This window comes from Methylibium rhizosphaerae (assembly GCF_006386545.1).
Classification (GTDB): domain Bacteria; phylum Pseudomonadota; class Gammaproteobacteria; order Burkholderiales; family Burkholderiaceae_C; genus Pseudorivibacter; species Pseudorivibacter rhizosphaerae.
The window spans coordinates 1-14,869 of the sequence record NZ_SWAR01000046.1 but is presented as its reverse complement, the minus strand read 5'-3'; the positions used below and the strand labels follow the sequence as shown (position 1 = coordinate 14,869).

At 69.3% G+C, this 14,869-nt stretch carries 9 protein-coding genes; 6 read left to right on the top strand and 3 right to left on the bottom strand.

Features of this window, described 5'->3' with window-relative positions:
- Positions 1-34: 34 nt before the first annotated feature.
- From E8D38_RS23765 to E8D38_RS23755, 3 genes are read right to left on the bottom strand one after another with little or no spacing between them, the layout of a single operon-like run.
- Positions 35-793, bottom strand: a complete 759-nt coding sequence (locus E8D38_RS23765; protein WP_140636340.1) for a GntR family transcriptional regulator — start codon at positions 791-793, stop codon at positions 35-37.
- Positions 790-2,553: a glycerol-3-phosphate dehydrogenase/oxidase gene (locus E8D38_RS23760; protein ID WP_140636338.1), complete on the bottom strand. Its 1,764-nt coding sequence runs from the start codon at positions 2,551-2,553 to the stop codon at positions 790-792. The genes E8D38_RS23765 and E8D38_RS23760 overlap by 4 nt, the downstream gene beginning before the upstream one ends.
- Positions 2,550-4,040, bottom strand: coding sequence for an FGGY family carbohydrate kinase (locus tag E8D38_RS23755; RefSeq protein ID WP_140636336.1), 1,491 nt, complete (start codon positions 4,038-4,040; stop codon positions 2,550-2,552). Before E8D38_RS23755 ends, E8D38_RS23760 begins: the two co-directional genes overlap by 4 nt.
- Positions 4,041-4,218: 178 nt before the next feature.
- On the opposite strand from E8D38_RS23755, the gene E8D38_RS23750 reads away from it, so the two are divergent.
- The 6 genes from E8D38_RS23750 to E8D38_RS23725 all read left to right on the top strand — a co-directional run bounded on the left by E8D38_RS23750 (position 4,219) and on the right by E8D38_RS23725 (position 14,568).
- The gene (locus E8D38_RS23750) at positions 4,219-5,253 is read left to right on the top strand and encodes a substrate-binding domain-containing protein (RefSeq protein ID WP_140636334.1); all 1,035 of its coding nucleotides are present in this window, start codon (positions 4,219-4,221) and stop codon (positions 5,251-5,253) included.
- 49 nt (positions 5,254-5,302) lie between these two features.
- The gene (locus E8D38_RS23745; RefSeq protein ID WP_140636331.1) at positions 5,303-6,856 is read left to right on the top strand and encodes a sugar ABC transporter ATP-binding protein; all 1,554 of its coding nucleotides are present in this window, start codon (positions 5,303-5,305) and stop codon (positions 6,854-6,856) included.
- Positions 6,857-6,906: 50 nt separating this feature from the next.
- A complete protein-coding gene (locus tag E8D38_RS23740) occupies positions 6,907-7,890 on the top strand; it encodes an ABC transporter permease (RefSeq protein WP_219851851.1) in 984 nt (327 codons plus the stop codon).
- Positions 7,887-8,870 (top strand): aldo/keto reductase, encoded by a 984-nt coding sequence (locus E8D38_RS23735; protein ID WP_140636327.1) that lies wholly within the window; start codon positions 7,887-7,889, stop codon positions 8,868-8,870. Before E8D38_RS23740 ends, E8D38_RS23735 begins: the two co-directional genes overlap by 4 nt.
- Positions 8,871-8,970: 100 nt before the next feature.
- The gene (locus tag E8D38_RS23730) at positions 8,971-9,828 is read left to right on the top strand and encodes a class I fructose-bisphosphate aldolase (RefSeq protein WP_140636325.1); all 858 of its coding nucleotides are present in this window, start codon (positions 8,971-8,973) and stop codon (positions 9,826-9,828) included.
- Positions 9,829-9,888: 60 nt separating this feature from the next.
- A complete protein-coding gene (locus E8D38_RS23725; RefSeq protein ID WP_246099631.1) occupies positions 9,889-14,568 on the top strand; it encodes a LamG-like jellyroll fold domain-containing protein in 4,680 nt (1,559 codons plus the stop codon).
- Positions 14,569-14,869 lie beyond the last annotated feature (301 nt).

The following is a 14,869-nucleotide window of genomic DNA, read 5'->3' as shown; positions in this document are numbered from 1 at the left end:
TCTTGGTGCGTCGATCGGATCGGGCCGGTGGTGGTCAGGCGGTGGTCTGCACGTGCAGCCGGCTCGACTGGCAGCGATGCAGCGCGCGGTAGTGCTCCAGCGGCCGGCCATTGGCGCCGTAGGCGATCGACTCGATGCGCAACAGCGCCTCGTTGCCGGCGATGTCGAGCAGCTTGCAGACGTCGGCATCGGGCAGCACCGCGTCGATCCATCGCTCGGCACGCACGATGCGCAGGCCGTACTGGCGCCGCAGCACGTCGTACAGCGAGCGGTTTTCCAGGCGGGTGCGATGCAGCCCGGGTGCCAGGTCGGCCGGCACCACGGTCTCGACCAGCAGGCGCAATTCGCCATCCACGCTGCGCAGCCGCCTGAGCGCCACCACCTGCTGGTCTTCGCCCTTGAGCTCCAGCGCGCTGGCCTCCTGCTCGGTGGGCGTGCGCAGTTCCTGCGCCAGCACCTGGGTGCGCACGGTGAGGCCCTTGCGCTCCATTTCGTCGGAGAAGCCGAGCACCGTCGAGACGAAGTCCTCGTCGCGTTCGCGGGCCGAGACGAAGGCGCCCTGGCCCTTGATCTTGTAGATGAGGCCGGTGCGCACCAGGTCGGCCAGTGCCTCGCGCACCACGATGCGCGAGATGCCGAACTGCTCGCCGAATTCGGCTTCGGTGGGCAGCTTGGCGCCGACCGCCAGGTCGCCCTGCAGGATGCGACTGCGCAGCGTGTCGCGGAACTGCACCCACAGGGGCGAGCCGGAGTTGCGGTCGAGCAGTGTCGGGTTGTCGAGTGGGCTGTTCACGTCGGAAGCGGTGTGGTGATGGGGCGCGTGGGCGCCAATGATGCATCCAAAGCCGGCGCCTCCTCCCGGTCGGCGGACAGCCGCACGCGGTGGCGCTCGCGCAGCTCGCTGGCGCAGTCGAGGGTTTCGGCCCGGCGGCGCTCGGCATTCCATCCGAGCGCCGCGGCGGCGATCTGCGCCAGCTCGGCGAGCAGCGCATCGGTCACCTTCCCCAGGATGGCCAGCAGCGTGCGCCGCACCACAAGGTCGGCCAGGTGCACCACGCCGGTTTCGCTGCAGAGGTAGGCGATCTCGGTGTCGGTGTAGTCGGGGGCATTGCGCAGCGGGCGTTCGCCGGTGCCGGCGAAACGGAAGGCCAGCGCATGGGCCTGGCTGCCGTAGCGGCCGACCAGCTGCTCGGCACGGCGGCGGCTCACGCCGGCGGCCACGCTGATGCGCTCGATGAAGGTCTGCATGGCTCTGGCGTCGGTCGGCAGGTCGGCGCCGCCGCCGATGCTCAGGTATTCGGTGGAGCGCGTGCGCGGGCGGCCCAGCTGCCGCAGCACCTCGTTGGCAGCCTGCTCCGACAGCGAGCGGAAGGTGGTCCACTTGCCGCCCACCAGCCCGGTCATGGCGATGTGCCGGCGGCCGTTGGGCGGGTCGATCACCACCGAGTGGTCGCGGGCGATGCTGCCCGGCTTGTCGGCTTCGGAGCGCGCCAGCGGCCGCACGCCGACGAAGGTGTAGACCACCTGCTCCTGGCCGAAATGCAGCAGCGGGAACACCTCGCGCAGCACGCCCAGCAGGTAGTCGATCTCGGCCGGCTCGGTGGTCGCCTCGTCGGGGTCGTCCACCGGGATGTCGGTGGAGCCCACCAGCACGCGGTCGAGAAAGGGATAGACGATGCACACCCGGCCGTCCGAGGCCTCGAAGTACGCCATGCGTCCGTCGAGCGAGCGGCGCAGCGCCGGGTGGTCGAGCACGAGGTGCGACCCCTTGGTGCCCATCACACGAGCGCCGGGCCCGTCGAGCGCCTGGGCTGAACGGTCGAGCCAGGCGCCGGTGGCGTTGACCACCGCATCGGCGGTGACCTGCACCTCCTCGCCGGTGATCTCGTCGCGCAGGCAGACGGTGCGGCCTTCGCAGCCGGTCACCTTGCAGTAGTTGGCCGCCATCGAGCCGGGCTGGTCGCGGCTGGCATCGGCCATCAGCTCGAGGATGAGCCACTCGGGGTGGCTGATCCAGGCATCGAAGAAGGTCGCGGTCCAGCGCACGCGAGGCGGGAACAGCGCCCCGTCACGCGGCGGCACGCGCTCGATGCGGTGCCCAGGCATCACCCGCTGGCGGCGCCCGAGCAGGTCGTACAGGCGCAGGCCCAGCGCCACCACGAGCAGTCCTCTGCTGCTGGGCGCGCGGCTGACGCCGAAGAAGCGCAGCATGCTGCTCAGCAGGCCGCCGAAGTGGTTCGACAGCGGCACCACCGTCTTGAGCGGGCGCACCAGGTGCGGCGCGTTGCGCAACAGCAGGTTGCGCTCGCGGGTGGCCTCGGCCACCAGCGAGAACGAGCCATGCTCCAGGTAGCGCAGGCCGCCGTGGATCATGCGCGAAGGGGCGCTGCTGGCGCCGGCCGCGAAGTCGCCCTTGTCGACGATGAGGCACTCCACGCCTTGCAGCGACAGGTCGCGGAACACGCCCACGCCGTTGATGCCGGCGCCGACGATCACGACCGGGAAATGCCGCCCCGCCAGCGATGCAGGGCGCACGAAGGGCCGTGCGGTCATGGCCGGCCTCCGGCTGCCAGCTGCGCGAAGGCTGGCGCGAGGTTGTCCAGAAGCGCGGCAAAGCCGGTGCGGAAGTCCACGCAGGCGGGCAGGTCGCGCAGCGACGGTTCCACCAGGTCGCTCGGTGCGGGCAGGGCTTCGGGCGGCGCGCCCACCGCTTGCGCGGCATGCAGTGCTGCGCCGCGTGCGCCGGTCTCGTCGTCGCCGCAACGCTCGACCGCGTGGCCCAGCATCGACGCCAGCAGCTGCACCAGCCGCGCATCGCGCGCGCCGCCGCCCAGGGCCGCCACGCGGCCCGGCGCGCCCAGGCCGAACGAAGCGAGGCGGCTGAGGTGCTGCGCATGCAGGGCCACCACCGCATCGACGACGGCGCGCGCCATGTGCGCGCGCTCATGGTGGCCGGCCAGGCCGATGAAGCCGGCCGTCGCGCCCGGTGGCGCGCTGCCCCCGTTGATGAAGGGGACGAAGCGCAAGCCTTCGGCACCGAGCGGCACCGTCATCGCGCACTCGACCACCGCCGCCGCGCTCGGGAACTGCAGCGTGCGTGCGAGCCAGGCGATGTTGGCCATCGAAGAGGGGCTGTTCTCCAGGTAGAGCCGCTGGTCGCCTGGGCCGAAGTTGACGATGGCCCCCACCGGCGGCTTGGGTTCACGCGCCTGGGCCACCACCGCATTGACACACCAGGTGCCGAGCACCGCGACTGCCTGGCCGCGCTGATGCGCACCCACCGCCACCAGCGAAGCCAACAGGTCGATCGCACTGGCGGCCACCGGCAGCCCGGCCGGGAGTCCGCAGTCGGCGGCCTGGGCGGGGCGCAGCCGGCCGATCACCGTGCCGCTGGGCACGAGCGGGGGCAGCGCATCGGCGGCCAGCTCGGTCAGGCCCGCGGCTTCGAAGGCCAGCGGCGACCATTGCCCGGTGGCCAGCGAGAGCAGGCCGGCCGTGCTGGCGTCGCTCGCATCGCTGGCCATCTCGCCGGTCAGCAGGAAGGCCAGGTAGTCCTTGGCAAACAGCAGGTGGCGGATCTCGCCGCGCCGCAAGGCGCCGCTGCCCAGCAGCTCCGCTGCCACCATGCCGGGCTGGCCGGACCAGGGCTGGCAGCCCACGTCCTCGAACAGCACCGGCCCGTGCCGTTGCGCCAGCGCGCGGGCGCGAGCCGCGGCGCGCTGGTCGGTGGAGGCCACCGCGCGGCCGCGCAGCAACTCGCCCTGCGCGCCCAGCGCATACAGCCCGGCGCCGTGACCGGTGCAGCCGAGGGCGCGCACCTCGCCGACCCGTGGTCCGAGTTGCTGTGAAACGCTGCGCAACGCCTCGATGAGCGCCTCGCGTATGGCCAGGTCGGCCAATTCGCAGCCGCCGCCGGGCAGGCGGATGTGGGGCAGGGGACCCCCCGCTGCCGCCACGGTGGCACCGCTCCCCGCCTCGAAGGCAACGGCCTTCAAGCCGGTGGAGCCCATGTCTATACCGATGAAGATGTCTGTTCGCATGTTATGACATCGTGAACGGTTTTCTGCCGAGTCGTAGCCGTGTTTCCCCTAGGTGTGGCTTGTCAAGAGTCCTCTATATTTCGTCGCTGTCATGACAACTGAAATCACTTCAGGCCGTCGGACAACACCAGAAGTCGAGGCGGCATCCCCGCGAAATCAACGACACAGGAGACAAGAGATGAGGCGAGATTTCTTGAAGACCGCGGCCGTGGCCGGCACCGGCCTGTTGGGGGCCGGCAGTGCCTTCGCACAGACCGCCGCGGCCGCCGGCCTGCGCGGCAACCCGAACGACGTCTACGTGATGAACGTGATGGTCTCGGGCGTCGAGTACTGGTTCCCGGTGTACGAAATGATGAAGCAGCTGGGCCGCACGCTCGGCGTCAGGACCCGCTACAGCGGCACGCCCGAGTACGACGTGAACAAGCAGCTCGCGTCCTTCGAGCAGGAGCTGGCGCGCAAGCCGGCGGGCATCCTGCTGCATCCGATGAACCCCGATCCCTTCATCGAACCGATCAACCGGGCCGCGGCGATGGGCATCCCGGTGGTGACCTTCGCGGCCGATTCGCCCAATTCCAAGCGCGTGTCCTTCGTGACCTCCGACAACGATCGCGAAGGTTCGCAGGCGGCCGACGCCATTGCCGGGGCCCTGGGCGGCAAGGGCGAGTACGCGGTGCTCGAGAACCCGGGCCAGGACAACCACGACCGCCGCATCGCCGCCTTCATCAACCGCATGAAGACCAAGCACCCGGGCATGAAGCTCGCGGGCCGTGCAGCCAGCAACCAGGACCCGAACAAGGCCTACCAGGCGACGCTCAGCATCGCGCAGGCCAACCCCGGCCTGGGCGCCATCTTCATGCCCGAGGCCAATTCGGCGCTGGGCGCGGCGCAGGCCAAGCTCGAGACCAAGAAGAACATCCGCGTGATGTGCTGCGACGTGAACGCGAAGATCCTCGACATGATCAAGTCGGGCGACGTGTTCGGCGCCATCAACCCGAACCAGGGCATGCAGGGCTTCATGGGCATGATGCTGCTGTTCCTGGCCAAGAACTCGCAGCTCATCGACCCGATGAACGACGCCAGGCGCAATGGCACGAACCCGATGGCGGTGCCCTTCCTCGACAACGGCCTGTCGGTGGTGAACAAGGCCAACGCCGACGACTTCTACTGGGACAAGTACCTGAAGCGTCGCGGCACCAAGGGCATCGACGAATGAAGCCCGAGCCGAAGCAGCGGGCCGCTCCCAGGCCGGACGAGGGGCTCCAATGACACCGCTGCTCGAACTGCGCGGCATCACCAAGCACTTCGGCGCGTCACGAGCGCTCGCCGGGGTGCATTTTTCGCTGCGGCGCGGGGAGATCCACGCGCTGTGTGGCGAGAACGGCGCCGGCAAGTCCACGCTGATGAAGATCATCGACGGCATTCACCAGCCCGATGCAGGCGACGTGGTGCTCCACGGCGAGAAGGTGGTGCTCGACGGACCGGCGCATGCCATGCGGCTGGGCATCGGCCTCGTGCACCAGGAGATCGCACTGTGCGGCGATGCCAGCGTGGCCGAGAACATCTTCATGTCGCAGCTGAACGCGAGCCGGCGCGCGTGGATGGACTATGCCGGCCTCAACGAGCGTGCATCGAAAGTGCTCGCGCGCCTGGGCTGCCAGGACATCGACCCTGCGCGTCCGGTCGAGACCCTGCCCATCTGCAGCCAGCAGCTGGTCGAGATCGCCAAGGCGCTGACGCTGGACTGCAAGGTGCTGATCCTCGACGAGCCGACCGCCGCGCTCACCGAGGTGGAGTCGGCCGCGCTCTTCCGGGTGCTGCACGACCTCAAGGCCCAGGGCATCGGCATCATCTACATCAGCCACCGAATGGCCGAGATCTTTGCGCACTGCGACCGTGCCACCGTGCTGCGCGACGGCCGCGACGTGTTCTGCGGCGAGATCGCGCAGCTGTCGCCCGACGCGCTGGTGCGCGCAATGGTGGGGCGCGACCTCGGCAACTACTACCCGGCCAAGCTGGCGGGCGATGCGCCGGAAGAGCCGCTGCTGGAGGTCGATGACATCGGCGACGGCGAAGCCGTGCATGGCATCTCGTTCGCGCTCAAGCGCGGCGAGGTGCTGGGCATCGCGGGTCTTATGGGCGCCGGCCGCAGCGAGCTGGCCGAAACCGTGTGCGGCCTGCGCCGTGCGCGGCGCGGCGCTGTGCGGCTCAAGGGCCGGCCGCTGTCGATCCGCAAGTACGCCGACGCGCTGGCGCACGGCATCGCCTATCTGAGCGAAGACCGCAAGGCCGCCGGCGTGTTCCTCGAGATGTCGGTGGCGCAGAACATCTCGTCGATGGCGCCGCGGCGGGTGAGCTCGCGCTGGGGCCTGCTGCGGCAATCGGCCGAGCGCCGGCTGGCGCAGGAGCTGGGTGCGCGTCTCAACCTCAAGTCCGACGGCGTGGCCTGCGAGGCGGCCAGCCTGTCGGGCGGCAACCAGCAGAAGGTGGCCATCGCCAAGCTGCTGGCCACCCGACCGGCGGTGATGCTGATGGACGAGCCCACCCGTGGCGTGGACGTGGGGGCCAAGTCCGAGATCCATCACATCCTGCGCGAGCTGGCGAACCAGGGCGTGGGCGTGATCGTCATCTCGTCGGAGCTGCCGGAGATCATCGGGCTGTGCGACCGCGCGCTGGTGATCCGCGAAGGCCGGCTCGCCGGCGAAGTGGCGGCGGCCGACATGACCGAAGAGGCCCTGCTGCGCCTGGCCTCCGGCCTTGCGGCCGTGGGGGCAGCGGAGGCAGTGGAGGCGGTCGAAGAAGTACAGGAGTTGCATTGATGTCCAAGCTCGAAACCGCAAGCGGCATCGCCGGCGCTGCGGCGCTGCCCATGGCCGCGCAGCGCACCGGCGCGGCGCCGGCCGCACGAAACCGCTTCGCCAGCATGCGCGAGGCCGGGCTGCTGATCATCATTGCGGCGCTGTGCGTGGCGATGAGCTTCGCCTCGCCGCACTTCCTCACCTGGGACAACATCCGGGCGATGCTGCTGTCGTTCTCGATCGAGGGCATCGTCGTGGTCGGCATGACGGTGCTGCTGATCGTGGGCGGCATCGACCTTTCGGTCGGCTCGGTGGTGTGCCTGGCCATGGTGATCACCGGCAAGCTGTTCCTGCTGGGGCTGGACCCGTGGACCTCGAGCCTCATCGCCATCGCCTGCTGCGCGCTCATCGGCGCCATGATCGGCGGCTGCGTCACCGGCATCGGCCTGTCGCACTTCATCGCATCGCTGGCCTTCATGGTGGTGGTGCGCGGGCTGTGCCTGGCGCTCACCCAGGGCACGCCGCAGTCGCTGTTCTCGCTGCCGCCGGAGTTCAAGTTCATCGGGCAGGGGGCGGTCGGCGGCATTCCGGCGGTGATCCTGATCTTCGCGTTCATCGTGGCGGTGAGCGACTTCGCGCTGCGCCGCGCCACGCTGCTGCGCAAGGTCTTCTACACCGGCAGCAACGAGAAGGCGGCCCTCTATTCGGGCATCCGCACCGGCCATGTGAAGTTCTGGGTCACGGTGCTGTGTTCCACGATGGCAGGGCTGGCCGGCGTGATCTACACCGCCCGCTTCGGCGCGGCCACGCCCACCTTCGGCGTGGGCATGGAGCTCAGCGTCATCGCGGCCGTGGTGATCGGCGGCGCCAGCCTCAAGGGCGGCTCCGGCACCGTGCTGGGCGCGGTGCTGGGCCTCGCGCTGCTGTCGGTGGTGACCAGCTCGCTGATCCTGCTTGATGTGTCGCCCTACTGGCAGGACGTGATCAAGGGCCTGATCCTCCTGGTCGCCGTCACGGTCGACCACCTCATGAACGTCAAGAAAGTCATCCGATGAGAACGACCAGACTCGGTGCCTCGGGCATCGAATGCGAAGACGTCGGCCTGGGCACCTGGGCCATGGGCGGCTGGATGTGGGGCGGCGCCGACGATGCGGCCGCCATCGATGCGATCCGCGCCTCGCTCGACGCCGGCGTGCGCCTGATCGACACCGCGCCCGCCTATGGCCTGGGCCATGCCGAGACGCTGGTGGGCACGGCGCTCGAAGGCCGGCGCCACGAAGCGGTGATCGCCACCAAGTGCGGCCTCGTGTGGCACACCGGCAAGGGCACGCACTTCTTCGACGAGGAAGGCCGGCCCGTCCACCGCTACCTGGGCCGCGACTCGATCGCCTACGAGGTGGAGCAGAGCCTCAGGCGCCTGAAGACCGACTACATCGACCTCTACATCACCCACTGGCAGGACGCCACCACGCCGGTGGCCGAAACCATGGACGCGCTGCTGTCGCTCAAGCGCGAGGGGAAGATCCGCGCCATCGGCGTGAGCAATGTCGATGCGCCCACGCTGGCCGAATACCTGAAGCACGGGCCGGTCGATGCGATCCAGGAACGCTACAGCCTGATCGACCGCGGCATCGAGGCTCAGCTGGTGCCGCTGTGCAGGCAGCACGACGTGGCGGTGCTCGGCTATTCGTCGCTGGCGCTCGGGTTGCTGGCAGGGCCCATGGATCCGCAGCGCCAGTTCAGCGGCGACGACCAGCGCAAGGACAACCCGCGTTTCGCGGCCGGCAACCGCCAGCGGCTCAACGCCTTCTTCGCCGACATCGAGCAGGTGCGCGCGCGGCTGGACTGCACCTTTGCGCAACTGATGATCGCCTGGACCACGGCCTATGGCAGTGCCACGGTGGCGCTGTGCGGCGCGCGCACGGCCCGGCAGGCGATCGAGAACGCCGGGGCCGGCAAGGTGGTGCTGAGCCGTGGCGACCTGGCGCTCATCGACGGCGCCGCCGACCGTCACCTCACGCCGCTGATGAGCTGACGAAGCACTGAGACCCAGGACGACGCGCAGATGCGCCGGCCCTTGCGGCCGGCGCAGGGGCGAGGCCGTCCCTGCCTTTGACGAACCAGGAGAAATGCGAATGCCGACAAGCAAACAGGCGAGGCTCAACCGGCTGCTCAGCAACGGGCGCTGCCTCGACATCGCGGTTGACCACGGCGTGTGCAACGAACCCAGCTTCCTGTCGGGGCTGGAAGACATGCCCCGCGTGATGGACCAGCTGGTGGCCGCCGGGCCCGACGCCATTCAGCTCAACTACGGCCAGGCCGACCTGCTGCAAGGCCGCGCCGGGCGCGACAAGCCGGCGCTGGTGATGCGGGTCGACATGGGCAATCCGTACAACGCGACGCGCCATCGCGTGATGTGGGCCGTGCTGCAGAACGAGCACGACCCGGTGCTGCCTGCGGTGCAGATGGATGCGGCCTGCGCGGTCATCAACCTGTTCATGCTGCCGGACGAGCCGGACCTGTTTCGCCAGTGCGTGGCCAACATCGCCCGGGTGCGTGCCGACTGCGACCGCTACGGCATGCCGCTGATGATCGAGCCGCTGGTGATGGCGCCGCATGCCGAACGCGGCGGCTACATGGTCGACGGCGACGCAGAGAAGATCGTCACGCTGGTGCGCCTGGCGCGCGAGATGGGCGCCGACATCGTCAAGGCCGACCCGACCAGCAACCCGCAGGACTTCCACCGCGTGGTGCAGGCCGCGCGCTGCCCGGTGCTCGTGCGCGGCGGCGGCAAGGAAGACCTGCAGCAGGTGTTCGCCCGCTCGCGCGTGCTGCTCGACCAGGGCGCGGTGGGCATGGTCTACGGCCGCAACGTCTACCAGCACCGCGATCCGTCGGCGGTGGTGCAGGCGCTGATGTCGATGATCCACCGCGGCGTGAGTGCCGAGGTGGCATGGAACCTCTACGAGTCCGCCAGCGCGAAGCGGGCGTAGCAGATTGCAGAACGTGCATTGATTCAACCAGACATGCTCTGGCCAGAACAGGAGACAACGGTGAAGAAACTCAGGCATCTGTTTTCGGTGTTGGGCCTCCTCCTTGCGGCGCTGCTGAGCCATGCAGCCGTCACAGGCCAGAGCCCGATGGTCACGCTGCAGAACATGGCCGCCGCGGTGACCGCGCTGGCGGCCGATGCGCTGCCGGTGCAGGGGCCCGGCCTCGGCAATCTCAGCTACACGCAGGCCGAGCTGTTCAAGCCGGTCTCGTGGATCCGGCGCGACGACCAGGGTGTGCCTGCGACCTACCCGGGCCGCAAGGCCTTCGGCCTCAACGTGGGGCTCATGCACAAGGGCTACTTCCTCACGCTGTTCGCGCCCGACAGCGGCCTGGGCCCCGGCGGCTTCCTGCTCTATGACGTGTCGAACCCGCGGTCCATCCAGCTCGTCAAGCGCATCTACGAGCCCGAAGGCCGCACCGCCGAATTCCGCGAGGCGCATTCGATGGGTGTTTCCACCATCGGCGGCAAGGACTGGATCGTCATCGCCACCACCAAGGGCGTGGAGTTCTGGGACTTCACCGACATCAACGACCTGAAGCAGGTGAAGAAGCTCGCACTGCCCACGGTCAACGCCGGCGACTATGCCAACGTCAGCTGGCAGCTGTGGTGGCAGGCCCCGTACCTGTACGTCGCCTCGGCCAACGATGGCGTCTACATCATCGATGCGCGCGACCCTGCCAACGCCGTGCTGGCCAACCGCGGCGCCGGCAAGCCCAACCCGGTGCCCACCGGCGAGCTGGGCGGCTTCCGCGTCGGGCCGATCTTCACCATGGGCAACCAGATGGTGCTCACCTCGATGGACAACACCGACGGCTTCGCGAGCCTGGACATCTCGGACCCGCTGAACCCCAAGGTGCTCGACACGGTGACGTCGAACCCCAACTACTACGCCACCTGCTACGACGGCCACAGGCTGCATGCGTCGGTGCGCGGCGGCGGCGCCAGGATGTTCAGCTACGACCTGTCCGACCGCAGCCGCTTCGTCGCCGAGGACAACCGCCTCGTCATCGACGAGCAGCTGTACTGCGGCATCCAGGACCACTACGTGTTCCAGGGCGCGCAGGTGCGCGTGCACAAGGTGGACGTGAGCAACCCGCTGCAGCATGTGGAAGTGGGGCGCGGCAGCCTGTTCGCCGACGGCACCGACGAACAGGCGCATTCCGACCACGGCCAGGTCGCCCCCTTCGGCAACCTGCTGTTCATCGGCAACGACCACGGCTCGGGCAGCGGCTTCATGGTGCATTCGACCGCGCCCGACACCACCAAGCCGGTGGTGAAGCAGGTCTCGCCGGCCAACGGCGCGCGCGCGCAGGCCCTGAGTTCGCGCATCGGCCTCGGCCTGTCGGACAGCATCCTTCCCGAGACGGTGAACGCGAGCACCTTCATCGTGCGGCCGGTGGGCGGCAACACGCTGCCCGGCACCTACAGCGTGCAGCTGGGCATCATCAACTTCTCGCCCAGCCAGCCGCTGCAGGCCAACACCACCTATGAAGTCTTCCTGCCCGCCGGCGGCGTGAAGGACTATGCGGGCAACGCGCTGGGTACCGACTACCGCGCCACCTTCACCACCGGCACCGCGGTGGACATCGGGCTGGCCCACCACTGGAGCCTGGCCAGGACGTTGGCAGATCCCGTCTCCGGCAACGACGGCACGCCGACCACCGGCGACGCCTTCGCCAGCATCGGTCTCGAGTTTGCGCAGCGCAGCGGCGGCGTGGCGCTGAAGGACGACACCGTGGCGTCGGTGCTCGCCGGCAGCGCCTCGCTCAGCTTCTACATGAAGACCACGCAGGTGGGCACGAGCCAGCCGTGGACGGCGCCCGGCGTGTTCGGCCGCGACCAGACGGGCGGCGCCGACGACGTGTTCTGGGGCTGGATCGACAACACCGGCAGGCTGAACCTGTCGGTGGGCGATGCCGGCGCCGGCAACCCGGGCACGAAGTCGCCCAACCCGGTGAACGACGGCAGCTGGCACCACGTGGTGCTCACCCGCGACGCCGCCTCGGGCGCGCAGGCGATGTACATCGACGGCGTGAAGACCAGTTCCACCGGCCGCACCGGCGCGCTGGGCCTGAGGAACAAGTTCCAGCTGCTCGGCCAGATCCAGGGCAATGCCGACTACTTCAAGGGCACGCTCGCCGACGTGCGGGTGTACCACCGCGTGCTGGGCGATACCGACGTGGCCGCCTTGCGGGCCTTGCCCATCGTGGGCGACCCCGGCATCGGCAGCGGACCCACGCTGGTGAACGGCCAGCTGGTGTTCAACCCCACCGTGCTGGGCGGCACCGCGCAGTACAGCTGGAACTTCGGCGACGGCACCCGCACCTCCTTCGCCAGCCAGCCGGGCTACAGCTACAACTACACCCGCCCCGGCCACTACAGCGTGACGCTCACCGTGCGCAATGCCAACGGCCTGGAGAGCTACTACACCTTCAACGTGACCGTCATCAACCCGGTGACCGCCACCGCGCCCACTCACACGGGCAACATCACCGGCGATGCCGGCAACGTCTACAGCCTGGACCCGGACGCCGGCACGGTGACCTCGATCGACGCGCAGACCCTGGCCAAGCGCTGGGAGGTGAAGGTGGGCCGCGAGCCGCGCACGCTGGCGGTGGGCCCCGACGGCCGCATCTGGGTCACGGTGCAGGACGAGGACAAGCTGGTGGCGCTGAACGCCGCCGACGGCAGCACCTCGGCCACCGTGTCGCTTGCCTACGGCAGCGGCCCCTACGGCGTGGTGTTCACCCCTGATCGCACCAAGGGCCTGCTCACGCTGGAGCACAAGTCGGTGCTGCACAGCTTCGACCCGGCCAACGGCGCCATCACCGGCACGCTGTCGCTCGCCGGCGCGGTGCGCGGCATCGCGGTGAGCCATGACTCCCAGTCGGCCTACGTCACCCGCTTCAAGTCCCTGGCCAGCGGCGGCCAGCTGCACAAGGTGAACCTGCAGGCCTTCACCAGCGCTGCCACCATCGCGCTGCGGGTGGACACCACCACGGTGGACGACGAGAGCCGCTCGCGCGGCGTGCCCAACTACCTGCACCAGGTGGTGATCTCGCCGGACGGCAAGCGTGCCGCGCTGCCCTCGAAGAAGGACAACATCGTGCGCGGCCGTTTCCGCGACGGCAAGGATCTCGAGCACGACCGCACCGTGCGCTCGATCCTGTCGCAGGTGGACCTGCAGGCGGCAGCCGAGGCCTTCGGCGAGCAGCTCGACTTCGACGACCGCGCCCCGGCCCGCGCCGCCGTGTTCGCTCCCAACGGCGACTACATCTTCGTCGCGCAGATGGAAGGCAACCGGGTGGCCATCATCGATGCCTACAGCCGCGCGGTGCGCGGCGAGATCACCGACGTGGGCCGTGCTCCGCACGGGCTGTACCTCGACGCTGCCCGCAAGCGCCTGTTCGTCAACAACTTCCTCGGCCGTTCGGTCTCGGTGCATGACGTGGCGGCGGTGCTGGCCAGCCAGAGCGCGGCGGCCACGCTGCTGCAGACGGTGGCCACGGTGGCACAGGAGCCGCTGACGGCCGCAGCCCTGCGCGGCAAGCAGCTCTTCTACAACGCCGCCGACCGGCGCATGAGCCGCGACAACTACATGTCTTGCGCGAGCTGCCATGCCGACGGCGGCGAAGACGGCATGGTGTGGGACTTCACCCAGCGCGGCGAAGGCCTGCGCCGCACCATCAGCCTTCAGGGCCGCCAGGGCCTGGGCCATGGCCGCGTGCACTGGAGCGCCAACTTCGACGAGATCCAGGACTTCGAGAACGACATTCGCAATGCCTTCGGCGGCACCGGTTTCATGACCAACGCCGACTTCGCCGCGACGGCAGATCCGCTCGGGGCGGCCAAGGCCGGCAGGAGCGCCGCACTCGACGACCTGGCGGTGTACCTGAGTTCGCTGTCGCGTTATGCCCGCAGCCCGGCGCGCAATGCCGACGGCACGCTCACCGCCAGCGCGGTGCGCGGCAAGCAGGTGTTTGCCGACGCCCAGTGCGCCACCTGCCATGCCGGCATCACGCTGCGCGACGGGCAGCGCCGCGACGTGGGCACCATCCAGGCGTCGTCAGGGCAGGGCAACGGCCAGCCGCTGGCGGGCGTGGGCTTCGACACGCCGACGCTGTACGGCAGCTGGGCCACCGGCACGTTCTTCCACAACGGGCAGGCGGCATCGTTGGCGGCCACCTTCACCGCGGCCCATGGCGGCAGCACGCTGTCTGAAGCCGACAAGGCGGCGCTGGTGGACTACCTGCGGTCGCTCGATGCCACCAGTGCGCTGCTGCGCATCCGCTCCAACCACAACAGCCTGTGCGTCAACATCAGTGGTGGGTCGACGGCGAGCGGCGCCAGGGCCATCCAGTGGCCGTGCGGCACGGCCGGCAACGAGCAGTACGCCGTCAACAACATCGACGGCTACCTGCAGTTCGTGGCGAAGCACAGCGGCCTGTGCCTGGCGCAGAGCAACACCACGACCACCGGCGGGCCGGTGGTGCAGGTGGACTGCGGCTCGGGCAACACGACGCACTGGTCGCTCAGCGGGGCCACGCTGCGCAACCGGGCTTCGGGTGCCTGCCTGGACGTGCCCAACCTCTCGAACACGCAGGGGACGGAGCTCGTGACCTGGTCGTGCAACACGGGGAACAACCAGAACTGGACGTTGAATACGGCGGGGAACTAGTGGGTGCTTTTGGGCGGCGGTGTTTGTCGGGGAGGCAGCCCGCCGGGAGTTCGCGCAGCCCGCCGGGAGTTCGCCCCGGCAGGCGACCTACTTTCTTTGCTTCGCCAAAGAAAGTAGGCAAAGAAAGGCGACCCCGACTGTGCTCGGTCGGCCCTGAACGGGCCGACTGCCCTGCGCGGCTTGCGTCCCGAGGGCGAGCAAAGAACTCGCCCTCAGCCTGCGGCTTCGGAGCTCAGACAGCTTTGCTCGACCGCTTCGCGGCAACCCTCGGGCCGCGACGCTGCGCAGGCGGCACAGACGG

What these genes read in the sequence shown, in the direction of transcription:
- E8D38_RS23755 (WP_140636336.1), bottom strand. Translation starts at nt 4,040, where the DNA reads ATGCGAACAGACATCTTCATCGGTATAGACATGGGCTCCACCGGCTTG.
- E8D38_RS23740 (WP_219851851.1), top strand. Translation starts at nt 6,907, where the DNA reads ATGGCCGCGCAGCGCACCGGCGCGGCGCCGGCCGCACGAAACCGCTTC.
- E8D38_RS23745 (WP_140636331.1), top strand. Translation starts at nt 5,303, where the DNA reads ATGACACCGCTGCTCGAACTGCGCGGCATCACCAAGCACTTCGGCGCG.
- E8D38_RS23750 (WP_140636334.1), top strand. Translation starts at nt 4,219, where the DNA reads ATGAGGCGAGATTTCTTGAAGACCGCGGCCGTGGCCGGCACCGGCCTG.
- E8D38_RS23735 (WP_140636327.1), top strand. Translation starts at nt 7,887, where the DNA reads ATGAGAACGACCAGACTCGGTGCCTCGGGCATCGAATGCGAAGACGTC.
- E8D38_RS23730 (WP_140636325.1), top strand. Translation starts at nt 8,971, where the DNA reads ATGCCGACAAGCAAACAGGCGAGGCTCAACCGGCTGCTCAGCAACGGG.
- E8D38_RS23760 (WP_140636338.1), bottom strand. Translation starts at nt 2,553, where the DNA reads ATGACCGCACGGCCCTTCGTGCGCCCTGCATCGCTGGCGGGGCGGCAT.